At 48.7% G+C, this 22,651-nt stretch carries 19 protein-coding genes; 3 read left to right on the top strand and 16 right to left on the bottom strand.

The window, feature by feature from the left end:
* Positions 1-499: 499 nt before the first annotated feature.
* Positions 500-1,009, bottom strand: coding sequence for a helix-turn-helix domain-containing protein (locus HMPREF9623_RS07565; RefSeq protein WP_009533307.1), 510 nt, complete (start codon positions 1,007-1,009; stop codon positions 500-502).
* A gap of 195 nt (positions 1,010-1,204) precedes the next feature.
* Here HMPREF9623_RS07565 and HMPREF9623_RS07560 point away from each other — a divergent pair, with 195 nt between their 5' ends.
* Entirely contained in the window at positions 1,205-2,080 is an 876-nt protein-coding gene (locus HMPREF9623_RS07560; protein ID WP_009533306.1) for a LysR family transcriptional regulator, read from the top strand.
* Positions 2,081-2,102: 22 nt separating this feature from the next.
* Here HMPREF9623_RS07560 and HMPREF9623_RS07555 read toward each other — a convergent pair whose 3' ends face one another.
* Positions 2,103-3,263 (bottom strand): sensor histidine kinase, encoded by a 1,161-nt coding sequence (locus tag HMPREF9623_RS07555; protein WP_242822164.1) that lies wholly within the window; start codon positions 3,261-3,263, stop codon positions 2,103-2,105.
* Positions 3,264-3,310: 47 nt separating this feature from the next.
* Positions 3,311-4,018 (bottom strand): response regulator transcription factor, encoded by a 708-nt coding sequence (locus tag HMPREF9623_RS07550; protein ID WP_009533304.1) that lies wholly within the window; start codon positions 4,016-4,018, stop codon positions 3,311-3,313.
* 229 nt (positions 4,019-4,247) lie between these two features.
* On the opposite strand from HMPREF9623_RS07550, the gene HMPREF9623_RS07545 reads away from it, so the two are divergent.
* Entirely contained in the window at positions 4,248-4,973 is a 726-nt protein-coding gene (locus HMPREF9623_RS07545) for an ABC transporter ATP-binding protein (protein WP_009533303.1), read from the top strand.
* Positions 4,970-6,490: an ABC transporter permease gene (locus HMPREF9623_RS07540; protein ID WP_009533302.1), complete on the top strand. Its 1,521-nt coding sequence runs from the start codon at positions 4,970-4,972 to the stop codon at positions 6,488-6,490. The genes HMPREF9623_RS07545 and HMPREF9623_RS07540 overlap by 4 nt, the downstream gene beginning before the upstream one ends.
* Before the next feature lie 267 nt (positions 6,491-6,757).
* Here the strand turns inward: HMPREF9623_RS07540 and HMPREF9623_RS12105 are convergent, their stop codons facing one another.
* The 13 genes from HMPREF9623_RS12105 to uvrA all read right to left on the bottom strand — a co-directional run bounded on the left by HMPREF9623_RS12105 (position 6,758) and on the right by uvrA (position 22,581).
* Positions 6,758-7,696 (bottom strand): GNAT family N-acetyltransferase, encoded by a 939-nt coding sequence (locus HMPREF9623_RS12105; RefSeq protein WP_009533301.1) that lies wholly within the window; start codon positions 7,694-7,696, stop codon positions 6,758-6,760.
* A 189-nt stretch (positions 7,697-7,885) separates the two neighbouring features.
* Positions 7,886-8,110 carry a type II toxin-antitoxin system YoeB family toxin gene (locus HMPREF9623_RS12165; protein ID WP_083826792.1) on the bottom strand — a complete coding sequence of 75 codons (225 nt, stop codon included), beginning with the start codon at positions 8,108-8,110 and terminating at the stop codon, positions 7,886-7,888.
* A gap of 10 nt (positions 8,111-8,120) precedes the next feature.
* Positions 8,121-8,387, bottom strand: coding sequence for a RelB/DinJ family addiction module antitoxin (locus HMPREF9623_RS07530; protein ID WP_009533300.1), 267 nt, complete (start codon positions 8,385-8,387; stop codon positions 8,121-8,123).
* Positions 8,388-8,822: 435 nt separating this feature from the next.
* Complete coding sequence (locus HMPREF9623_RS07525; RefSeq protein WP_009533299.1) at positions 8,823-9,050, bottom strand: hypothetical protein; 228 nt, start codon at positions 9,048-9,050, stop codon at positions 8,823-8,825.
* Positions 9,051-9,146: 96 nt separating this feature from the next.
* Complete coding sequence (locus HMPREF9623_RS07520; RefSeq protein ID WP_009533298.1) at positions 9,147-10,607, bottom strand: ABC transporter ATP-binding protein; 1,461 nt, start codon at positions 10,605-10,607, stop codon at positions 9,147-9,149.
* Positions 10,604-11,356, bottom strand: coding sequence for an energy-coupling factor transporter transmembrane component T (locus HMPREF9623_RS07515; RefSeq protein ID WP_009533297.1), 753 nt, complete (start codon positions 11,354-11,356; stop codon positions 10,604-10,606). The genes HMPREF9623_RS07520 and HMPREF9623_RS07515 overlap by 4 nt, the downstream gene beginning before the upstream one ends.
* The gene (locus tag HMPREF9623_RS07510) at positions 11,353-11,949 is read right to left on the bottom strand and encodes an MptD family putative ECF transporter S component (RefSeq protein ID WP_009533296.1); all 597 of its coding nucleotides are present in this window, start codon (positions 11,947-11,949) and stop codon (positions 11,353-11,355) included. The genes HMPREF9623_RS07515 and HMPREF9623_RS07510 overlap by 4 nt, the downstream gene beginning before the upstream one ends.
* 27 nt (positions 11,950-11,976) lie before the next feature.
* Positions 11,977-13,716 carry an ABC transporter ATP-binding protein gene (locus tag HMPREF9623_RS07505; RefSeq protein WP_009533295.1) on the bottom strand — a complete coding sequence of 580 codons (1,740 nt, stop codon included), beginning with the start codon at positions 13,714-13,716 and terminating at the stop codon, positions 11,977-11,979.
* Positions 13,713-15,524 carry an ABC transporter ATP-binding protein gene (locus tag HMPREF9623_RS07500; RefSeq protein WP_009533294.1) on the bottom strand — a complete coding sequence of 604 codons (1,812 nt, stop codon included), beginning with the start codon at positions 15,522-15,524 and terminating at the stop codon, positions 13,713-13,715. The genes HMPREF9623_RS07505 and HMPREF9623_RS07500 overlap by 4 nt, the downstream gene beginning before the upstream one ends.
* 129 nt (positions 15,525-15,653) lie before the next feature.
* On the bottom strand, positions 15,654-16,265 hold the full coding sequence (locus HMPREF9623_RS07495) for a TetR/AcrR family transcriptional regulator (protein WP_009533293.1): 612 nt from the start codon (positions 16,263-16,265) through the stop codon (positions 15,654-15,656).
* A gap of 660 nt (positions 16,266-16,925) precedes the next feature.
* Positions 16,926-17,690, bottom strand: coding sequence for a class I SAM-dependent methyltransferase (locus HMPREF9623_RS07490; protein ID WP_009533292.1), 765 nt, complete (start codon positions 17,688-17,690; stop codon positions 16,926-16,928).
* A 356-nt stretch (positions 17,691-18,046) separates the two neighbouring features.
* Positions 18,047-19,597: a glutamine-hydrolyzing GMP synthase gene (gene guaA / locus HMPREF9623_RS07485; protein ID WP_009533291.1), complete on the bottom strand. Its 1,551-nt coding sequence runs from the start codon at positions 19,595-19,597 to the stop codon at positions 18,047-18,049.
* Positions 19,598-19,758: 161 nt separating this feature from the next.
* Positions 19,759-22,581 (bottom strand): excinuclease ABC subunit UvrA, encoded by a 2,823-nt coding sequence (uvrA, locus tag HMPREF9623_RS07480; protein WP_009533290.1) that lies wholly within the window; start codon positions 22,579-22,581, stop codon positions 19,759-19,761.
* Between the last annotated feature and the right edge of the window lie 70 nt (positions 22,582-22,651).

Raw genomic sequence — 22,651 nt, 5'->3', positions numbered from 1 at the left:
ATCTTTCCAAAATCCCACGGTAAATCATCTTCTTCCGTATACCTGCCATGAATATGAGAAAAATCCCATCCGTAAATATGGGCGATTTCCTCCTCTCTTTTCCAGCTTTCCTTTCGTTGTTCTACCGTCATATGAACTTCCTTCTCCTCAGGCATTTCTGAAAGCCTCCTTATAATTTTTAGAATGTAACATTTTACGCTAACCATGCTTTCTTGGAGGACTGCTTTCTTTCTCCGCTTTTTTGACTGAAGTCGCATAAGCTCCCACAGACAACAGAAATCCCTTGGCCGGATTACCGCAGCTAAGGGATTTCAATCATGAATTGTGTCAGGGTACGTTACTCTCAATCCATACCCTAAGCATATATGTTATCCTATCTCGATAGCGTACCGAGCTTGCTATTGCCAATATGTTGCCACAGACAGCCGCATTCGGTCAACCCCTTCAACAAATTCTATTCCGGAATAACGCAACATAGGTTACTCCGATATTCCATAATTTATCTCTTTTTACATGTGATTACGATTCCTATTGTGCAAACAGCAAAAGCAATCGGCGCAAATCTCACAAAAACAAACTCACATCCATGTAAAATTGTTCCAACTACCGCCAATTCAGGGTTGTTATAATTCCACCCCAAATAAGAACTCTGCATAGCGATAAAAGCAAGAAATACAATTATTATTAGTGTACATAATGAGATGAGTATCCAACGAACTGCTTTCACTTTATCCGTACTTCTCTGAGCTAATTGCAAATTAATCACCTCTAGTTTTTCAGAGATTGTCCGCATGTCATCGGGCATCGATTCCGTCACAGGTTCTCCAAGCAACACATCTACAGGCGTATCCAGTTCATCCGCCAATGCAACCAACATACTTGAATCTGGTACCGATAGACCATTCTCCCACTTTGATACAGTCTGTCTCACCACATTCAATTTAATAGCCAATTCTTCCTGAGATAGTCCTTTTGATTTTCTGAGTTTTTTAATGTTTTCATTCAACATAATCTACGCCTCCTTGTTTTTGATGGCTCGATTCTAAATTCAAATGAGCCGTTGCCACAAGCAACGCGTATTAACAATGGCGTTTTTGTACCCCACTTTTTATAGGGGGATGCTTCCTTCTTGCTGATAGTTCCAGAGCGGCATTCACTTTGCAAACTCGACCATAAGTCTTCCATTTCGGAGGGGATGATTTGTATGGAAATAAAGAACTTACGCTATTTCCTCGCGGTTGCACGCGCGGAAAACATGACGCATGCCGCTGCGCAGCTACATGTCACACAACCGACTTTGTCGAAAGCGCTCAAGGGACTGGAAACAGAGTTGGGTAAAAAACTATTCACAAGAAAAAGCTTCTCCATCAAACTGACAGAGGAAGGGAAACTGCTTTGTGACCGGGCCGAAACCCTTGTGCTGATGGCAGATAAGATTGAATCCGAATTTTCCGCACTGAATGACATCACAGGAGGGACCCTCTATTTAGGCTTGGCTGAAAGCTATCAGATTCGCATTCTTGCCCGCGAAATCAACAAATTTAAGCAAAGATATCCGAATATCGCTTACCATATCACAAGCGGAGATACCGGGCAGGTGGCCGAGAAAATGGATAGAAGACTTCTGGATTTTGGTGTCATCTGCGAACAGCCTGATTCTTCAAAATTTGCTTTTCTCCCGTTTCCGGACACGGATATCTGGGGCGCAGTCATGCGTAAAGATCATCCTTTGGCTGAAAAGAAGTCCGTTACCGCGGAAGATTTGATTGGTCATCCTCTCTTTTGCTCCGAACAGAGTTGGAAGAATGAAATACCCTCCTGGGCAAAGGAGCATTTTTCCGCGCTTCGCCTGGAGGGGTCATTTCAATTAGCTTACAACGGATCGATGTTTGCCGCGGAAGGGCTTGGTATTCTGCTTACATTCGAAAATCTGATTAACTGCTCCGCAGAGAGCGACCTCACTTTCGTACCATTGTCACCTGAATGTAACACAAAGTTCTATCTAATTTGGGATAAACATCAAACCTTCACGCCGATTGCCCGGAAATTCATGGAGCAAGTGTCCGCATCCTTTCGGTGATGCTTCGAATTTGCCTAGCTTCTCATCGCAGCCGTATGGTACAAGCCAATCCCCCCTGCTCTCCGTTTGCAAAGGATAGTTTCCAGCGGTGCCAATCCGCTACTTGTTTGACAATCTTTAACCCAAGGCCATGCTGTCCGATTCCGGACTCCCACGCATAGCTTCTGCTGTTCAGTCTGCTAAGAAGTTCTTTTGATACTCCTGTTCCGGTATCGTCAAGCTCCAGAAAAACATGGTTTTTCCGATCCTGATACAGCTTCATTTCGATTCTGCATCCGCCTTCATTATGCCGAATTGCATTATGAAGCAAATTCATGACCGCTCTCTCCACCAGATCTTCGTTAAAGTAAAGTTCCAGATCCTGAAGACTGTCCTCGATTTCGAGCGTGAAGCGATATCTCTCATCCTCCGTCTGATTCATGATATCGGTGAGGGTCTTTCGGAGAAAGCGGCTGATTCTCACTTTCTGTTTTTCAAACTTCCCTGCGCCAAACTCCAGTTTGCCGGAAAGATTCAGATTATCCACGAGCCGACGGAGCCGGATTCCTTGTGTCTCAATGGACTTCGCTCTTTGCCTGACCTCTTCCTCCCGGGTTGAGGCGGCTATCATTTCCGCGTTGCCCATTACAATTGCAAGTGGGGTGCGAATATCATGTGATACGCCTGCAATCCACTCTGTTCGCTCCTCTTCCCTTTGCTTTGCGCGCCGCTTCTGTATCCGGGTCGGAACTACCACCAGCACAACGATATTGGATAAAAGCAGCAAGGGAAATATCTTTACTAGGTAATTGATCAGGTTCACATCAAACTCAAGGGTATATTTCCATACCTGATCTTTGTTGCCTCCGACTACAAGTAGGCCCTGTTCAAAAACATAGGTGTGAACCGGATAATCCTCAAGATAATATCTGGTAAACTTGGCGACGTCCTGTAAGGTATAGGTTTTTCTGAGCGCTTCGGGGAGCGCTTCACTCCACAGAATGTTTCCGTCTTTACCTAATATCATGGCAAACTGCTTGTGCTTCAAAAGACTTTCCGATTCTTGCTCATCCAACGCATACCTTCCGTTGTTTATCGACAGATGTGTCAGTATCTCCGGCGGCTTCTCATAATCGACCGAATGAAATCGAATCACTGCAAGCCCAAAGATCAGTAAATCCATAAAGAACAGAAAAGTCATCATCAGCACAATTCCCGTAAGCAGCTGTAGCCTATTTCCCATCCTTCGCTTCATGATTCCTTCTCCAACTTATAGCCAAGCCCCCGTACCGTGATAAGGTATTTGGGCTTTGACGGCTCTGCCTCTACCTTTTCCCTCAAATGGCGCATGTGGACAATCAGCGAACTTTCCAAGCCAAAACTGCCGTCCGGCCAGAGGGCGTCACACAGAGCGTCGGTTGTAACGATTTTTCCCCGGTTTCGGAAAAGAATCTGAAAGAGCGCCAGTTCCTTTGCGGTCAGCGCAGTCTCCTTCCCATTCCGTGTAACCGTGCCGGCATCCATTGAAACAAGCACTTGCCCCAGACGAGCCGACTGTCCCTTCTCCTCAAAATGATAGGTTCGTCTCAGTACCGCGCCGATTCTGAGCAGCAGTTCCTTCGGAAGAAACGGCTTGGTGATGTAGTCATCCGCCCCGAGTCCAAGCCCCTTTAGGCGTGCTGTGTCCTCATCTCGCGCCGACAAAAAGATTACCGGCGCATCATACAAATCCCCCGTCTCTTTCATCCGTGAATAGAAATCAAATCCATTCCCGTCCGGAAGCATGACATCCAGCAGAATCAGATCGTAATGCTGTTTCCGAAGCTTTTCTTCCGCCTCTCTGCAGCCGGCGGCAACATCGACCTTCGAATAATTTTCTCTTTTGAGAAGTTCCGTTACAATGTCTGTCAGTTCCTTTTCATCGTCTATCGCTAATATTCTGCATTCACTTCTATCCATATGCAGACCTCCGCATCTATTTCATACAATGATTTGAACGCCTCGAGTATACTATGCATAGTTCACACGACACGCTTCCGTACGCCCCGGTGCTTTTACTATACTGTATCCCGAAATATCTCCCAAGGCTTTTGCACTTTCTTAATGTAAGCATAAGGTCAGCGCAAGGTTCGCATAGTCTTCACCCGATATCCTGTCATTGTAAAACAAGCAAGGAGGACAGAATACGATGAACTATATTCTGGAGACGAACCACCTGAGTAAACAGAGCGGTAACACCTACCGCGTAAACGATCTTTCCATGGCTGTTCCCGAGAACTGTGTCTACGGTTTTCTCGGACCGAACGGAGCAGGCAAAAGCACCACGCTCAAGATGATTCTCGGACTGATTCACCCGAATCAGGGCAGCATCAAAATCTTTGGAAAGGTCATGAATTCCGCAAACAGGCTGTCTATTCTCAGGCAAACGGGGAGCCTGATTGAAAATCCGGGCGGATACGGACATCTGACCGGTCTTGAGAACCTGCAGATCATACAGAAATTGAAAGGAGTCAGTGAGGCAGAAATTGCTCCCGCTCTGAAGACCGTACGCCTCTATGACCAACGCGATAAGAAACTCAGCAACTATTCTCTCGGCATGAAGCAGCGGCTCGGTATCGCTATGGCAATCTTGGGGAATCCGAAACTACTGATTCTGGACGAACCGACCAACGGTCTCGACCCTGCCGGTATCCAGGAAATGCGTCAGTTGATCTGTTCCCTCCCGAAAGAAAGGAATATGACCGTTATCATTTCCAGCCATCTCCTCAGCGAGATTGAACAGATGGCCGATCAAGTCGGCATCATCCACCACGGTCGTATGCTCTACCAGGGAACGCTTGCCGATCTGGAAACCCAGGGAGACAATCTGGAAGATGTCTTCCTGGAAATGACCGGCGGGAAGGAGTCTTTATGAATCTGCTTTCCGCAATTTCAAAGCTGATTGCCATTGAGTTCAAAAAATCCCGGCATAAGCACTCTTTATTACTGCTTGTGATAGCTGTTGTGTTGAATTATTTTTATCTGTTCCACGGAAATGCGCCCGATCGGCAGGCGTGGTACAATGTGTTCTATGCCATTCCGCTGATCAATACCCTGATTCTGTCTGTCCTGATGGCTGTCCTTGCCAGTCAGTCGGTGGACATGGAGCACAAAGGTAACATGTGGAATCTCCTGCCGACGCTGGAAAGCAGAGCGTCTGTCTATCTCGGCAAGCTTCTCTACGGGTTCATCCATCTGGTCTTGTTCTGCTTACTACAGATGGGAATGGTGATTCTGATGGGGAGCAGGCTCGGATATGAGGGCAATATTCCGTTTTCTCTGATCGGAACCACCTTTACGGCAGAGCTGGTCAGCGGAATGATTGTCTATCAGCTTCAATGCCTTTTGTCACTCCTGTTTCCCAGTCAGTTCGCAGCGCTTTCAATCGGCTTCGGCGGCACGCTGACCGGTCTGTTCCTCGCCTATGTGAGCACCAAGGCCTGGACTCCTTGGTCTGTCCTCCTCTCCCTGAGTCCCATCGGTATGGATTATCAGAGGGCAACGAGAAGCATGACGCTTTTTCTTAGACAGCTTACGCCGCTCGAGATTCTGACTGCGCTCGTTTACCTTTTCGGTATTTTCCTGTTGGGTCTGTATCTTTTTACAAAAACAGAACAAGGGGCACTCAGCATAGGCACAGGCAGGCAAAAAGCATCCAAGTCCGTTCACAGCGGACTCCCTGTGGAACTGATCAAATTGAAGCGCAATCCCATATGGATTCCTTTTCTTCTGATTCCGCTGATCCCCGCAGTGATCGGAACCTTTAATTTCACGCAGAATCAGGGCATTTTACAAAACACCTGGGAAGATCTCTGGACGCAGCAGTCCCTGTTTCTGGGTATCTTTTTCCTTTCACCTCTGGTTGGTATTCTTTGCAGCCTCCTATGGCGGATGGAGCATCAGGACAGCAACTGGAACCTGATTCTGACAGTCACCACACCCGAAAAACTGGTCAAGGATAAGTGGATGACGGCTGTACTTCTCTCATCCGTCTGCATTTTGTGGATTGCTCTCATCTACCTTTTCACCGGAAAAATCATACTGAGACTTCCCGGAGAGGTGCCCGAACTGTTTTGGATTCGGATGCTGGGGGCCGCTGTCTGCCTCGCTGCCGTCAGCGCTGTGCAGAGCATGTTGTCTATGATTTTCCGCTCCTTCGCCGTTCCCATCTCGCTTGCTTTTGTCGGGAGCATTGCAGGTCTTTGGCTGACCGTCAAAGGTGCTTATTATGCCGTTCCGTATTCAATGCTGATTTATGGGATGGGAAGCAGCTCGATTACCGGAGAATTGAATGTTCCCGTACTTCTCGCTTCCTGCTGCTTCTATGTCCTCGCGGCGCTTACATGCAGCATCATCTTCCTAAAAAAGACGGATGTACGCACGCATGTTTGACTGTCATATACGCCGGGCTTCGCAGCAAGAATCAGGACTGCCCGAACCCGGCAATATGGTGTCAGACCATCCTCCGCAGGCCCCTTCGATGAATCGACGGAGCCGTACTCCGAATCAAACAGAGCAGGCTTCTACCGAACCTATAGTTTGGTAGAGCCTGCTCTTCTTTGCGTGTACAACACAGAAATTGAATCCGAATGGTTCCGGTTCTCTGTCACGATTTGCCTCGATTCGGTTTCCGATCAAATCGTTCTCGCGGAAGTGTTATCAAAGAGACATTACATATATCTGGCACGGATTCCGTTCATCCCATAAAGTCGGAAACAGCTCAAACTCCTTGAATCCGAGCGACAGATAAAAACGGTTCGTGACATCGTACTCGGCATATCGTCCCATTTGTACTGTCTTAACTTGCATGAACAAATACCCGAGCTTTTCGGCTACTTTCTTTGCTTGTTCAAACAGTTTTCTCCCCACGCCTCTTCTGTGATAGTCTTTTAAGACGCCCATCACAGAAAGTTCTACGGTTTCTTTTCCCGTCTCTTTCAGACAAAGAAACCCGATCGCTTTTTCCGCATCTAAGGCCGCAAAAAACGGCTGCGCGGCACTTTCCTTTATGTATTGCTCTCTCGATTCCGGAATTCCGAACCACTCGGGAAGTGCTTCCAGTATACTTCGGGAAATCCTCTGCTTTTCTGTCGCTTCCTCTACGCTGACAATTCGTATGTCGGAAGCATCTGTTTTATTGTCAGCCACAAGTCGATACACAAAATTCAAGCAATCCGGAACGGTATCATCTATGTATCCGGAATCAACGAATCCGGCTTTCTCATAGACATGGATTGCCTGCGCATCTTCTCTTTTTACGCATACTTCAACACAAGCATATTTCTGTTCCGCTTTGAGCGCGGCAAGAATTAGTTCTAATGCTCGAAATCCGTATCCTTGGCCCTGAAAATTCTTGTCGATCATAAATTGCTGCAATTCATAGCAAGCCGGTTCATCATCTATATCCCGTACCATAGCCAAGCCCACAGGAACTCCGTCCGAAACAATTCCGATCACTTTCGCGCGGAAATTACGATAGACATACCCTCTTGCTATGATACCGATATTACTTGCAAGAAATGTTTTTTGACTTTCATCAACGGATAGTCCGGCGAAGTCCGGCCAGTTCTCTTCGTTTAGCTCAATTAAGTTGACCATTTTTATTCTCCGACCTTGAATGGTTCCTAAGATTCACTTTTAAGAAAAGGGCTGATTGCTCTTTTCAGTTGAACAATCAGCTCTGCCATAATACACTTCATTTTTGGTCTAATTCCGGTTATCCTACTTCTACAGGGTATCTGAACTGTTGTTATCAAATCGTTATCACAGGATGTTATCATAGCGCTTTTACGCCCTATGAATGATCGTCGTAACGGCCTCCGCACTGAGCTTCTTATCAAAGCGAACACTTGCATATCCGGGCATGTTTCCCTTCAGCAACTCAAGCTTCCCGGAACCGGCCTGATACCCGTTCCGCAAAATGTCTTTAATTAGATTATTAATCTTTTTACAAAGAACCTTGTCTCCCTGTAAATCGACATACTCTAGCCATGCATCCGATTGCCAATACAGATCTCTAACATCAGGTCTCCATTAAACTATGGCGGGCTGCATCGTTGTTTCGGACTTCATGAATTCTCCTCATGAGTTCTGCCGCTTCCTCCCGGGTAAACCCGTTTTCATCACGAAGGGAAAAGCTCATGCTCTGATTGCGAACCGCTTGCTTAATTAGTGCAAGGGCAGCCGCAGACATCGTAAGTCCCAATTCATTGCATAGCGAGCTGAACTGCTCTCTCGTTGTTTTATCCATCTTAAACGTGAAGTTGGACATTTCCGCTGTCTTAGCCATTTCACTCACCTCCTAAACAAAGCATAACATCATAAGGAGTGTCTTTCAAGTGCTTTTAATGTGCTTTTACACTTTAAAAGGACAAAGGTGCTATGTTACATCCTGACTCGCTTGTTCAAACATGCCTCGCGCCTTCATTGAATCCGGGGCTACATGCCCGTACTTCATCGTTTGCTCTTGCATCGGTCGAGGCAATATTTCGAAATACAAAAAGAACAGAGTCTACCCCACATACGCTTTGGTAGACCCTGCTCTTCTTAAGTCAGACTTATTCCAACTCAATTCTGTTTGCTCGAATTCTAAGTAAATATGCTATGTTTTATCAACTGACGTATCCCTATTCTCTGAATTAGTCTATTTCCACTCGCTATCTGATTTTCTGTTGCCAAAGTGTTGCCACCCTCATAGAATCTCGCAAATGATCATTTTGATGGATCACTCGATCGGTGCCGATACTTTCCCCATCTTAAAGTTACGGATGGCCTGATCCATATCCTCAAGCGTTCTTTCCGAAATCGTCTCCGGTGTGACCAATTCCCGAGGTTCCAACATAATGCAGCCATTCTCATATTCACGAACATTGTAATATTGATATTTCGCGCCGCGAAGGGTTACGTGCTTCTTACTGTCGATATGCACATCGTAATCTTTTACAACTTCCACAAAATCACCTCCTTTGAACAAGTGGGATATCTCACGCGTTCGGTTTATATTCTGCTTGGCTTACTGTCAACCCCCTTTATTATTTGTCTTAATTTGTCATTCTCCATCAAAATAGAATGTTTGCAATGTCTGCAGGCCTTTTTCATCTAAAAGATAGTCATTTTTCAGCACTCCATTTTCAATTTCTATGACTTCATCACATGCAGATAGAATAAACTCATAATCGTGCGTGATTACAAATATATACCTCTCCGGACTCTTCAGCTGCCCAAGTAATTCTGCAGTCTGCATCATGTGGTTGAAATCAAGTCCGCTGGTAGGTTCGTCAAATACAAGAATTTTCTTATCACAAAACACCGCAGCCGCAATCGCGACACGCTGCTTTTGTCCTCCGGAAAGCGTCATGGGATGACGATTTTTCAGCGCAGCGATGTCCATTTGGAGGAGTATCTGGCGCAAGCGTTCTTCTGACGGTTCTTTTACCCCAAGGACGACCTCCTCCTCTACGCTGTCCGTGAACAACTGATGATTCACTTCCTGCATTACCATATAGCTGATGGATAGCCTTTTTTTCGGAAGAACATTGGTATCATCCAGGCAGATCTTACCTGTTTTATTTTTCAAAATTCCACATACCGTGGAAACAAATGTAGATTTTCCAGCACCGTTCCTCCCGACAACCGCAACGATTCGATCAGTGGAAAATGATGCGTAATCTATTTGAAGCGCCTTACGCTTGCCATAGGTAAAACGAATATTTTGCAGAGAAAGCGTATGTGACGACGGCGCGGGCTTTCTTTGTGGCAAGGTAAACTCTTCCAGATGAACAGGGCGGATTCCTGTTTCCATACGCTTTTGAATAGGAAAATCTGCCAGTTCCTGCATGGAATACTCCTGAACAATTTCGCCTTCTTCCAGCAGAATCGCCCGGTCTACCAGGTGATCCAGATACCATGTTCGATGCTCCGCCAGTACAATTGTTTTCCCTTGTCGCTTGAGCAGCTCCAGAATAGACTGAAGCTCCCGAACGGCAAAGCAGTCAAGATTTGACGACGGTTCATCAAGTACATAAATTTCCGGGTTAAGTGCATAGATACTGGCAAAAGCGATTTTCTGCTTCTCACCTCCTGATAGTTCAAAGATGTTTCGGTCCAGCAAGGTTTCAATATGCAGATCCGATGCAGCCTTCATCACACGCTTCTGTATTTCTTCTGGTGGCAGACCGTGATTTTCACATCCAAAAGCAATTTCACTGGTCGTATTGACGGTATAAAACTGTGTCCTGGGATTCTGAAAAACGGTTCCCACGACTTTTGACAGCTCATACATGGAACAATTTGTCGGATCGAGTCCTTTGATCTGTACCTGTCCGTCCAGTGTTCCATCGTAAAAATCCGGCACCATACCATTCAAAAGACGAGTCATGGTCGTTTTTCCACAGCCGCTTTTTCCGCAAAGCAGAACGCATTCTCCTTCGCGGATTGTAAGATTGATATGAGACAGACTAGGTTTATCCGCCTGTGTATAAGAAAAGGAGATATTTTTCAATTGAATCACAGATGATCCCCCTTTATGACCAACATGCTGATCACAGCTAATGCAGCAGTAATCACTGATACAATCCCAACATCGTACCAGCGAAAATGGACCTCTCTCATGCAAGTGTGGGGCCCCGGATTGTCAAGTCCGCGGCATAGGGCTGCCGCTGCCAGCTCATCACTGATATTCAGAACCGATATAAACAGTGGTACAAGGAGATGAATGATCGTTTCCGAAGGTTTTGTTATCATATTCCTGAGGTTAAGCGCTATCCCACGCATTTGCATTGCGGTTTGAATGGCTTTCCATTCCTCACGAATGGTCAGGAAGCATCGAAACACGACAGATGTTGTAACGATAATGTTCTGAGGAATTTTGCATTTCCACATAGCAGCTACAAATTCGCTGACATCCGTTGTGGCAATCAGCCATTTCGCGAGCATAAAAGCCGGCAGCACCTTTCGAACGATAACCACTATAAAGTGCACAAGAGACACAAAGGGGTTCATGAGATAAGGCGCAATGATCTGCTGCGTCAGCACAAAGAGAAAAAAGATACCGGCGCATTTTAATGCGGTTCTCCTCTGCTCCCCAATAAACAAAATGAGAACACAAAGCAGGAATAAACCCGATTCGTATCGAATAGAACGCCCGAGAAACAACAGGATATCCATCTCTATCAGTAGCAAAATTTTGGTTCTCGGATCAAATGTCAATCCTCTGCTCTGCGTTTTCAACTGATAGCTGAAATGTACTGGGTTGCTCATACCACACCGGCTTTTTCCAAGTGCTTATACAGAACTTTTCTGGTAAACATTGATCCCAGAAGGGAGCAAACAACGGTGGCGATCATCATGACCGGCAGCATCCACCACGGTGTCAATGCCCGGACAGTATCGCAAAATACCTGACTCATTCCACCCTCTAATGTCGTTTGAAAGAAATAATCGCGCATGAACCAGATTGGAACGAATCCCCCGAACAGATTCCATGAAAAAAACATGTGGCTGATGGTGTTCCATTTGAAGTTCCGATAACCTCCATGCCTGGCAATCAGTAGAGCAAGAATACCCGACGGAACAGCAACGAGCGGAGCGATTGGAATATGTCCGCTGGCGATCAGAACAATACTTGGCAGAATGGCAGCGATAAAGATCGGTGCCCCACCAGGTGATTTGGTCAGCATCATGTGGTAGGTAGGGGCTGCAAAAAATGCGACTGCTTCCGGCATAATCAGAAACAGAACAGCCACCGGCATACAAATAACGCCAATAATGACATACGTAACAAGGTACAGGGCAATGAATACACCTGCCGCGATTGCACTTCTAGATGATTGATTCTTTCTTTGACTTTTCATTTTGAATGTCCTCCATATATTCTCTGTTTAATTTATTTTCCAGCCCTCGGTGGAAGTCTGCAGTTTCCACAGCTTTGCATACAATCCATTCTGAGTGAGGAGCTGATTATGAGTTCCCTGTTCTACGATCCGGCCATGATCCAGTACAAGGATTGCATTGGCTCCCACAACCGTTTTCAGGCGATGCGCAATCACCACCACGGTGCGATCCTGCACCAAACGACTGATCGCCTGCTGGATTTCCGCCTCGTTTTCCGGGTCAAGAGATGCCGTTGCCTCGTCCAGCAAAACGATTGGGGCATCTTTCAGAATCGCTCTTGCGATGGAGATTCGTTGCTTCTCACCGCCGGAAAGCGTAGACCCGCCTTCTCCGATAATCGTCTCAAATCCATCCGGCATCCGCATAATAAAGTCGTAACAATTGGCCAGCCGCGCCGCGCTTTCAATTTCCTCCTGCGTGGCATCTTCTTTTCCATAACGAATATTATTCGCAACGCTATCCTGGAACAGATAGACATCCTGAAAGACCATGGAGATATGCTTCATCAACTTCTCCGGTTCGATGTTTCTTTCATCAACACCGCCGAACAGTACCTTGCCGGAAGTGGGATCGTAGAAACGAGCAAGCAGACGCAGCATGGTGCTCTTGCCAGAACCAGACGGTCCGACAATAGCGGTCATCGTCCTCGATCCCAGCCGAACACTTACATCATGCAGAACCTCCTGTGTTTCAGCTCCGCCATAGCTAAAGCTGACATGCTCAAAACAGATTTCATGTTTGCCTGGTACGTCACTGTTGCCTGCCATCTCCGGCTCGTTAAGCAATGTGCAAATCCGTTCTCCTGCCATGCTGCACATCATCAGCTCAGAATAATTCATGATGGCAACAGCAAGCGGATCAAACACACGGGTACCCACCAGCAGAAACAGCGCAAACGTAGGAACCGTCAATGTTCCTCCGGCCACAAGAAAGACTCCCGTCACCGTCATCAGCGATAATCCGCTGCGGAGGAAAGCGGCTGCAACCAGATTCAGCGGTCCGATCCCACTTTCCACTTTGATGCAGGCATCCCGATAGTCTGTGCAGGCCTTTCTCAGCCTTTCAAAGTTACTCCCCTGCATGTTATAGGACTTAATCACACGCATACCGGACAGATATTCCTGTATCTTCCCGGCCTGACTGACCCGTGCCTTGGAGAGCCTTGTGTCCAGCCGCTGTTCCAGTCCACGCATTCCCAGCATGATCAGCAGAGCGGCAGGAAATCCCGCAAACATGGCAAGGCCCATACGAAAGTCCACTACCAGCAGAAGAGCGGAAGCAAGAATTGCCATGATAACGCCGCTGATGATTTGTGGTAGAATGTGCGTCATGGCGGATTCGGTACGAGAAAAATCGTTCATCATGGTGTTTCCCACCTCACCTGCATTCCTGCTCGTGAGAAACCCCAGCGGTAGTTTGCGGATATGCTCCGCCAATTTAATCCTGCCGTCTGCTGATGCCATAAAGCCATCTCGATAAGTCAGCTTGCAGGCTATGTTCTCCAAAAGCCATGTGAGGCCAAAGAATACCAGCATGAGACCCCAGGCGATCCACATTGATTTACTGTTTCCTGGCCCATGGATAAAATATTCATAAATCTGATCAACAATATATGCCAGGCACAGGAAAGGCAGAAGATTGGACAAATTGGCCAGTGCGTTCCACAATACCGGCTTAACAAGCCTTTTCGGTTCCTTGCAAGTGATTGCATTTAATATCTTGTTCATTCTGTCACTGCCTCCTTCCCGGCACATATGGTCCATGAAGAGGAATATTCCTCTGTACTCCACATATCTGCATACAGACCGTGTTTCTCTAATAATTCATTATGGGACCCTTTTTCCTTGATCTGACCTTGATCCACGACCAGAATCTGATTGGCGTTACGAATGGTCGTCAATCGATGCGCAATCATTATGACTGTTTTATGCTGAATCAGGGAGCGCAGGGCTATCTGCATTTCATGTTCATTCTCTGCGTCCGCATAGGCACTGGCCTCGTCAAGAATCAGGATCGGGGCATCCTTTAAGATCGCTCTCGCAATGGAAATGCGCTGCTGCTCGCCGCCGGACAGATATACTCCGCCATCGCCAATATTTGTCTGATAGCCTTCGGGGAGCGCCATGATGAAATCGTGGCACCTTGCTGCACATGCAGCCTGTTCCACTTGCTCTTTAGTGGCGCCTGGTTTTCCTAAGGCAATGTTGTTAAAAATCGTATCAGAGAACAAAAAGCTTTCCTGGAAGACGAAAGACACTTGTTCCATCAAGTCATGAACCGTCATGTCTCGAACATCCACGCCACCGATTGCAATGCCGCCATCCGTCACATCCCAAAAGCGGGGGATAAGCTCCGCAATCGTAGATTTTCCTGCCCCAGACGGCCCGACCAATGCAGTGATTTCACCTTGGCGCGCGATAAAGGAAATCTTATCAAGAATCTTCCTGCCTTCTGCCTCATAAGAAAAAGAAACATCATGGAACTTGATATCATAACTTGTTGGAAGTTTTCCCTGCACCGGTTCAGGCAATGGTTTTTCATTCAACACTTCATCTACGCGTGTCACGCCTTCGGTAATAACATTCATATTCTCGGAAAAGCCGCGTAGTTTCAGCGCCAGCGAGGCAGTGCCGGGACCTAAAATCAGGAAAAAGAGAAAGGTCACTACAAACGACACATCACTTGGATTTCGCAAATATAGAAGTAACCCGGCCGGAACAAGAAAAGTTGCCACGGACAGCACAAACATGCGGAACAGGACAAATCCCGGTCGTATCATTTCGGTCATTCGGGTTGTAAAATCCCGATAACTGATAATGTCCTCATAGAACTTCTGAAAGGATTTCACGGTCTGTCCGAATATTTTGATCGATGGCATTCCCTGGACATATTGGATCGAAGAACTGCTGATTTTTTCCAATGCATCAAAATTCTCTTTCACTCCGCCACTTTTCATAACTTTGATCAGCACCGCAAACTGGCAGACAAACCCAAGTACGATTGGAAGCAGACAAGCAAATGCCAGCTTGATATTTTGGGAAAACATAATGATAAAGATCGCCAGAAGCATGACAACCGTACTTACAAGATCCGGCAATTGATGTGCCAGGAAATTCTCAATCTGTTCTACATCCGCCTCGAGAACCTGTTTTATTTTCCCGATAGAGTGATTCGTAACATATCCCATTGGTAGTTTACCGATATGCTCTGCCACCTTTAACCGAACGCCGCAGATTACGCGATAGGAAAAGGCATGTGCCATCATACCGCTGCCATAAGACAGAACATATCCCACGATCAGACCAATTAGACCCAATACGGCCCAGCGAATCATGAAGCCTGTATTTAAGCTGCTTCCTGCCGCCGCATGCTGTAATAGCTCTGCCATCACCTGATAAACGGATAGATATGGCACTAGCTGAAACAGTGTCCCGCATATGGAGAGAAGAACACTGACAATAAAGGGTGCATTCGTTTCTCCTGAAATCTCCAACAGCCGTGAAACTCCCTGTTTTGGCTTCTCATTTTTTTTCATGATGTTAAACCTCTCTTTCTTTTTTACAGACAAAATTCGTTCTGTGTCCCTAAAACGCCACAACGAGAATGCTCCATTCGGAACATTCCCGTTGTGTTGGTTGTTGATGTTATTTTGTTGTTTCAGGGATCAGTAAAACAGCTGATCTGTGATTTTAAGTATATTTTCTAAGTCATAGGAATCCCCGCTTCCCGTAAATTTGTTGTTGTAAATCATCCCCCATGCACCATATAACACGAAGGTTGCGAACGCTTGCACATTTTCCTCTGTAATATGAAAACGGTTCTTCAGCTTGTTTTCCCGGATTCCCTGTAAGATAAATTTTGAATAGGGAACTACCATTCGGCCCAACATATGCACCAGATCATAGAGCTTATATGAGTTGTCCGAAATGGAAGCATCGTCCTGTGGCACGAATCGATCCACATAGCCCTGTATATCCTCCTCGACCATGTTGCGAAAGACAGGGAGCTTGTTCTCAAAAGGAACTTCTTCATCCTCCATGATCTTACACTTCCGTTCCAGTCGCCGAGTAATGTACTGCTCCATCGCAGCCATGTAGATTTCCTGCTTGGATTTGAAGTAATAGTAGAACATTCCCGGTGCCCCGTTAACCACCTCCAAAATATCTCGGACGGAAACCGCTTCATATCCTTTTTCAGCGAAAAGAGCTGCTGCTATGTCGATCAGTTCCTGTCGCCGAATCTCCGGCTTTTTACTGTTCTTTTTCAGAATTCGCACCTCCCCGCCACCCGTCTTTATTAGCTTCAGCTAACCTAGATACAAAATATAAACTCATTCATACAGAACGAGTATCTGTCTATAATATAGACCCCCATAATAATGTTGTCAAGTATTTGATGATTTCTCCACAAGAATGGATGATTGTAAGATGAACTAGGACAATAAAAAAGAGCCGCTGACGAACTCGTGGTATGATGAAGCTACCACACACCAACACACCAGGAGGTTCGCCATGGCCCGGAACGAGTATACCACAAATAGAAAATATCGCCACCTGACACGCGAAAAGCGCGCACAGATTGAAGTTGCTCAGAGGTACTGTACTACAGCAGCTAGGACGGAATCCGGAGCCATACACGCGGTACTTTGGAGATTCGGGACAGCGTGTCTACGAACAACGAAGACGAAATAGTCATTGCCCCCTAAAACCGGCGAAAGCCAAGTAGTTCGTGTCGTTTGCTGTAAAGCAGATACTTTCAAAGCATCCGGCACCTGATACGATTTGCGGCCTTGCCAGAGAAAAGGACTGTTTTAATTTGCCGGTTCTTACCAAAAGGGAGTTCTTTTGATGTCAATCAACTCCCTCGAAAATCCTTTCATTACAGTCCGCCGGAGGAATTATTTCAGACTGTCCTACCTGATCTTGCAATCTAGCAACTACTTCTTCTTGGCCACAATATAAAATCTGTGAATACTCCCCTCAAGCAGTCCGTCTCTTTCAATGCTTTTCTGTGCCTCAAGCAAATGTTCAAAGCAGCTTTCAACGGAAAAGCCCGGAAACTCCCATTCGATAATTCTTGCAAACCAAACAAGAGCTCCGACATCAAAGAAACGAATCGGCCGTCGGACTTCTCCGCTTTCCAGTATCTCAAAACCATGTTCGAGAAGTTCCGCTTTTTTAACCTCCAGATATTGCTTTGGATATGGTACTTCTGTGAGCTGAGGAAGCAGAAGCTCAACCAATTCCCGATCATTTTCGGCGCCTACCTGCTGTGTTAGGAACAGCCCTTCTGGTTTTAATACGCGCTGCAGTTCTGCAGCGTCATAGTCTCCATGCCGGTTGGTGACAATATCAAAGCTTTGATCGGAAAACGGAAGCTTATCTCCTCCTCCCGCCGCTTTGAACTTAATTCCCAACGGGAGCAAAACCTTTTTGCACAGTTCCACATTCGGCGGGTAGCCTTCGATCGCCGCCGTATTTTCATGGGGGTGTCGGAAAGTAAGCAAAAACTCTCCGCCACCGGTTTCCATATCCATCAGTTTCATGCTGTCGTTCCGATATTTCTGAATGATCTTTCCAAAATCCCACGGTAAATCATCTTCTTCCGTATACCTGCCATGAATATGAGAAAAATCCCATCCGTGAATACGGGCGATTTCCTCCTCTCTTTTCCAGCTTTCCTTTCGTTGTTCTACCGTCATATGAACTTTCTTCTCCTCAGGCACTTTTCCGGATTGGTAATGTTAGAAAATTTATCAATCATGTAAAACCTATAATATTGAATTAGTAACTTATACCTTATATCGCCTGTCCCAGCAGCCAGTCAACCACATTCACAACCTGCACACCATTGTAATTTCCCTGGCTGAAACGATCCAAGGTAAGAATGGTCTTTGGATAGTTATCCGCACTTTCTGTAGTTATTCCTTTCTCTGTATCGCAAAAAACCTCCCGTCTGATCTGCATTCATTTTGATGCAGGCCAGACAGAAGGTCAACATGTATCCCGATTTCGGTATATATATCTGTATTTTTTATTTATGTCCCGGTTTTGGAATTTATTCCAACTCAATCGTCCCCGGCGGTTTCGAGGTCAGATCGTAGAACACGCGGTTCACGCCCTTCACCTCATTCACGATGCGGTTCATGACGGTCTGGAGCACCGCAAACGGAATCTCCGCGCACTCGGCGGTCATGAAGTCGTCCGTCTTCACGGCGCGGAGCGCAACGGCATAGTCGTAGGTACGGAAATCGCCCATTACGCCGACGGAGCGGAGGTTCGTGAGGGCGGCAAAGTACTGGCTGAGCTCGCGCGCAAGGCCCGCCTTCTTGATTTCCTCGCGGTAGATGCTGTCTGCCTCCTGGACTATCTTAACCTTCTCCGGCGTGACTTCGCCGATGATGCGAACGCCGAGTCCCGGGCCCGGGAAGGGCTGGCGGTACACAAGCGCCTCGGGAAGGCCGAGCTCTAAGCCGACCTTACGCACTTCGTCCTTGAAGAGATTGCGGAGCGGCTCAATAATCGCGCGGAACTCGATGTTCTTCGGAAGTCCGCCCACGTTGTGGTGGGACTTAATCACCGCGCCCTTGCCGAGGCCGGATTCGACCACGTCGGCGTAGATGGTGCCCTGGCAGAGGAAATCAACCGCGCCGATTTTCTTTGCCTCGCGCTCAAAGATGCGAATAAACTGCTCGCCGATAATCTTCCGCTTCTGCTCGGGCTCTTCGACTCCCTTAAGCTTCTCAAAGTACTCGGGTCCCGCATTCACGCGGATAAAGTTTAAGTCGTACTTTCCCTTCGGTCCGAAGACAGCCTCGACTTCATCGCCCTCGTCCTTCCGAAGGAGGCCGTGATCCACAAAGACGCAGGTGAGCTGCTTGCCGATGGCCTTTGCCATCAAGGTCGCCGCGACCGATGAATCCACGCCGCCGGAGAGCGCAAGAAGCACCTTGCCGTCGCCCACGGTCTCGCGAATGCGCTGAATCTCTGCCTCTGCGAAGCTGTCCATCTTCCAATCGCCCTTGCAACCGCAGACGTCATAGAGGAAGTTGTGAATCAGCTCTTTGCCGTACTCGGTGTGCTGCACTTCCGGGTGGAACTGGGTCGCGTAGATGTGACGAGACGTATCCTCCATGGCCGCAACCGGGCAGTTCTCGGTGTGTGCGGTCACGGTAAAGCCGGACGGCACTTTGGAGATATAGTCCGTGTGGGACATCCAGCTGGAAATCTCCGCCGGAACACCGCGAAACAGCGTTGCATCCGTCTTTACTTCCGTCTTGGTCTTGCCGTACTCGCTGACCGGCGCGGTTTCAACCTTGCCGTCCAGAGTGTGCGCAATCAGCTGTGCGCCGTAGCAGAAGCCGAGAATCGGAATGCCGAGCTCAAACACCTTCTTATCGATGTGCTGGCTCTCCTCTTTGAAGACGGACTGCGGTCCGCCCGTAAAAATGAGGCCCTTCGGCTGCATTGCCTTTAACTTGTCCAAATCGATGTCGGAAGCATATACCTCCGCATAAACGCCTTCGTCGCGCACGCGCCGTGCAATCAGCTGGTTATACTGCCCGCCGAAATCCAAGACTATAATCTTTTCCTGTTGTTCGAGTCCCACGTCGCTCTCCTCTCTGAATAATCTCCCGTCATCATATCACATTTGCGGGTGGCGCAACAATCGGCAATCATGTTTCTCCGCGCGAAACGCTTATGCATCTTGGTTAAACCAAAGCCGCCAAAGCTTCGGTATCTCCTGCCTTGGCGGCTTTATGTAACAACTCAAAGGTATTTTTTCAAATAGCGCCCGGTCCAGGAATTCTCGACCGCCGCCACTTCCTCCGGGGTGCCTGCGGCGACCACGGTGCCGCCGCCATCTCCCCCTTCGGGCCCCATGTCTATGATATAGTCCGCCGTCTTGATGACGTCCAGATTGTGCTCTATCACGATCACGGTGTTACCGCTCTCGGAGAGGCGTCTCAAAATGTCCACGAGCTTATGCACGTCCGCAAAGTGGAGGCCGGTGGTCGGCTCGTCCAGAATGTAGACCGTGCGTCCGGTGCCGCGGCGCGAAAGTTCGGCCGCGAGCTTAATGCGCTGTGCCTCGCCGCCCGAGAGCTCGGTGCTCGGCTGCCCGAGGCGGATGTAGGAGAGGCCCACATCCATCAGGGTCTGCATCTTCCGCGCGATGCTCGGCACGTTCTCGAAGAAGCTGCAGGCCTCTTCTACCGTCATGTTGAGCACGTCGTAGATGGTCTTTCCCTTGTAACGCACTTCGAGGGTCTCGCGGTTATAGCGCTTGCCGCCGCAGACCTCGCAGGGCACATAGACATCCGGCAGGAAGTGCATCTCGATCTTCACGATGCCGTCGCCCGCGCAGGCCTCGCAGCGGCCGCCCTTGATGTTAAAGCTGAAGCGTCCCTTCTGATAGCCGCGCGCCTTCGCATCCGGCGTCGCCGCAAAGAGGTCGCGAATCAAATCAAAGACGCCCGTATAGGTTGCGGGATTGGAGCGCGGCGTTCTGCCGATCGGGGACTGGTCGATTGCAATGACCTTATCGAGCTTGCCGTCCCACTCGATGCTCTGAAACGCGCCCGGATGTTCGTGTGCGCGGTTTAGCTTCTTCGCGAGGTACTTATAGAGAATTTCGTTGACCAGCGAGGACTTGCCGGAACCGGAGACACCGGTCACGCAGGTCATGACGCCGAGCGGGAACTTGACCGTAGGCTTTTTCAAATTGTTTTCGGCAGCGCCCTTCACCGTGAGGTACTGATCGGACTTTCGCCGCTCCGCGGGCACCGGAATCTTCTTCGCACCGGAGAGGTACTGTCCCGTGATGCTGTCCGGGTTCTTCATGAGATCTTCGGCGGTTCCGGCCGCGACCACCTGTCCGCCGTGCTCGCCTGCGCCCGGACCTATATCAACGACCCAGTCAGCGGCGCGCATGGTGTCCTCATCATGCTCGACCACGAGGACCGAGTTGCCGAGATCGCGCAGGTGCTTTAGGGTCGCGAGCAGCTTATCGTTGTCCCTCTGGTGAAGGCCTATGCTCGGCTCGTCCAGGATGTAGGCCACACCGACGAGACCGGAGCCGATCTGGGTCGCCAGGCGTATGCGCTGCGCCTCGCCGCCCGAGAGGGTCGCCGTACCGCGACTCAAGCTCAGGTAGTCGAGTCCCACATCGATTAAAAAGCTCACGCGGTTAAGAATCTCTTTTAAAATCTGCTCGCCTATCTTCCTCTGGGTCTCCGTGAGCGCAAGGCCGTCCGCAAAGTCGCGGAACTTGACGATCGACATATCCGTCGCGTCGTAGATATTTTTCCCGCCGACCGTGACCGCGAGGCTTGATTTCTTGAGGCGCTTGCCGCCGCAGGACTTGCAGGGCGTGATGCGCATGTAGCTCTCATACTCCTGCTTCATGGTGTCGGAGAAGGTCTCGCGGTAGCGGCGGTTCTCGTTCTCAATGAGGCCCTCAAAGGCGACCTGATAGGTGCCCTCGCCGCGCTGACTCTTATAGAAAACCGGCACTTCCTTCCCCTTGGTGCCGTAGAGTATGAGTTCCCGCACGGAAGCCGGGTAGTCCTCAAACGGCGTGTCGAGCGAAAAGTGGTAGTGCTCCGCGAGCGCGTTTAAGAGCGCATTCGTAAAACTGCCCTTCTGGCTGCTCGAATTCCAGCCGGGCGCTATAATTGCACCCTGATTGAGCGAGAGGCTCTCGTCCGGGATCATGAGCGTCGGGTCGAACTCCATCTTGTAGCCGAGTCCCGCGCACTCCGGGCAGGCGCCGAAGGGATTATTGAAGGAAAAACTTCTCGGCTCCACCTCTTCGATGGAGATGCCGCAGTCCGGGCAGGCAAAGTTCTGGGAAAAGCGCAGAGTCTCGCCGTCCACAATCTCTGCCTCCGCGATGCCGTCCGCAAGCGCGAGCGCCGCCTCGAGCGAATCGGTGAGTCGCTGCTGAATGCCGTCGCGAATCGAGATGCGATCCACGACAATCTCGATGTTATGCTTGATGTTCTTATCCAGCACGATTTCTTCGCTCAGCTCGTACTGGTTGCCGTCCACGCGGACGCGCACATAGCCGCTCCGCTTTGCCTTTTCGAGCACCTTCTCGTGTCTGCCCTTCTTGCCGCGCACCACGGGCGCCAGAATCTGCACACGGGTCTTCTCCGGCAGGGCAAGCAGCTGATCCACCATCTGGTCTATGGTCTGGCGCTGCACTTCCCGCCCGCAGTTCGGGCAGTGCGGGATGCCGATGCGCGCATACAAGAGACGCAGGTAGTCGTAAATCTCGGTCACGGTGCCCACGGTCGAGCGTGGGTTCCGGTTCGTGCTCTTCTGGTCAATCGAAATCGCGGGGGAGAGGCCTTCTATGCTCTCGACCTCCGGTTTCTCCATCTGACCGAGGAACTGTCTCGCATAGCTCGAGAGCGACTCCATGTATCGCCGCTGTCCCTCGGCGTAAATCGTATCAAAGGCCAGGCTCGACTTACCCGAGCCCGAGAGGCCGGTCAGAACCACAAGCTCATTTCGCGGGATGTTGATGTCCACATGCTTTAGGTTGTGCTCCGCCGCGCCTCGAATTTTAATATATTGTTTTGCCATTTCTTCCTCTATCGCCTGTCGCAGGTACAAACAAAGCGCCTCTTCCCTTGCAAGAGGCGCAAAACACAAA

This window comes from Stomatobaculum longum, assembly GCA_000242235.1.
Taxonomy (GTDB): domain Bacteria; phylum Bacillota; class Clostridia; order Lachnospirales; family Lachnospiraceae; genus Moryella; species Moryella longum.
The sequence above is the reverse complement of the archived record's forward strand: the minus strand, read 5'-3'. Positions and strand labels throughout refer to the sequence as shown.

Bases quoted from the DNA above. Each gene is read 5' to 3' on its own strand.
- HMPREF9623_RS07510 (WP_009533296.1), bottom strand. From the start codon at position 11,949: ATGAAAAGTCAAAGAAAGAATCAATCATCTAGAAGTGCAATCGCGGCA.
- HMPREF9623_RS07490 (WP_009533292.1), bottom strand. From the start codon at position 17,690: ATGACGGTAGAACAACGAAAGGAAAGCTGGAAAAGAGAGGAGGAAATC.
- uvrA (WP_009533290.1), bottom strand. From the start codon at position 22,581: ATGGCAAAACAATATATTAAAATTCGAGGCGCGGCGGAGCACAACCTA.
- HMPREF9623_RS07545 (WP_009533303.1), top strand. From the start codon at position 4,248: ATGAACTATATTCTGGAGACGAACCACCTGAGTAAACAGAGCGGTAAC.
- HMPREF9623_RS07530 (WP_009533300.1), bottom strand. From the start codon at position 8,387: ATGGCTAAGACAGCGGAAATGTCCAACTTCACGTTTAAGATGGATAAA.
- HMPREF9623_RS12105 (WP_009533301.1), bottom strand. From the start codon at position 7,696: ATGGTCAACTTAATTGAGCTAAACGAAGAGAACTGGCCGGACTTCGCC.
- HMPREF9623_RS07565 (WP_009533307.1), bottom strand. From the start codon at position 1,009: ATGTTGAATGAAAACATTAAAAAACTCAGAAAATCAAAAGGACTATCT.
- HMPREF9623_RS07505 (WP_009533295.1), bottom strand. From the start codon at position 13,716: ATGAACAAGATATTAAATGCAATCACTTGCAAGGAACCGAAAAGGCTT.
- HMPREF9623_RS07560 (WP_009533306.1), top strand. From the start codon at position 1,205: ATGGAAATAAAGAACTTACGCTATTTCCTCGCGGTTGCACGCGCGGAA.
- HMPREF9623_RS07555 (WP_242822164.1), bottom strand. From the start codon at position 3,263: ATGATGACTTTTCTGTTCTTTATGGATTTACTGATCTTTGGGCTTGCA.
- HMPREF9623_RS07515 (WP_009533297.1), bottom strand. From the start codon at position 11,356: ATGAGCAACCCAGTACATTTCAGCTATCAGTTGAAAACGCAGAGCAGA.
- HMPREF9623_RS07500 (WP_009533294.1), bottom strand. From the start codon at position 15,524: ATGAAAAAAAATGAGAAGCCAAAACAGGGAGTTTCACGGCTGTTGGAG.
- HMPREF9623_RS07540 (WP_009533302.1), top strand. From the start codon at position 4,970: ATGAATCTGCTTTCCGCAATTTCAAAGCTGATTGCCATTGAGTTCAAA.
- HMPREF9623_RS07550 (WP_009533304.1), bottom strand. From the start codon at position 4,018: ATGGATAGAAGTGAATGCAGAATATTAGCGATAGACGATGAAAAGGAA.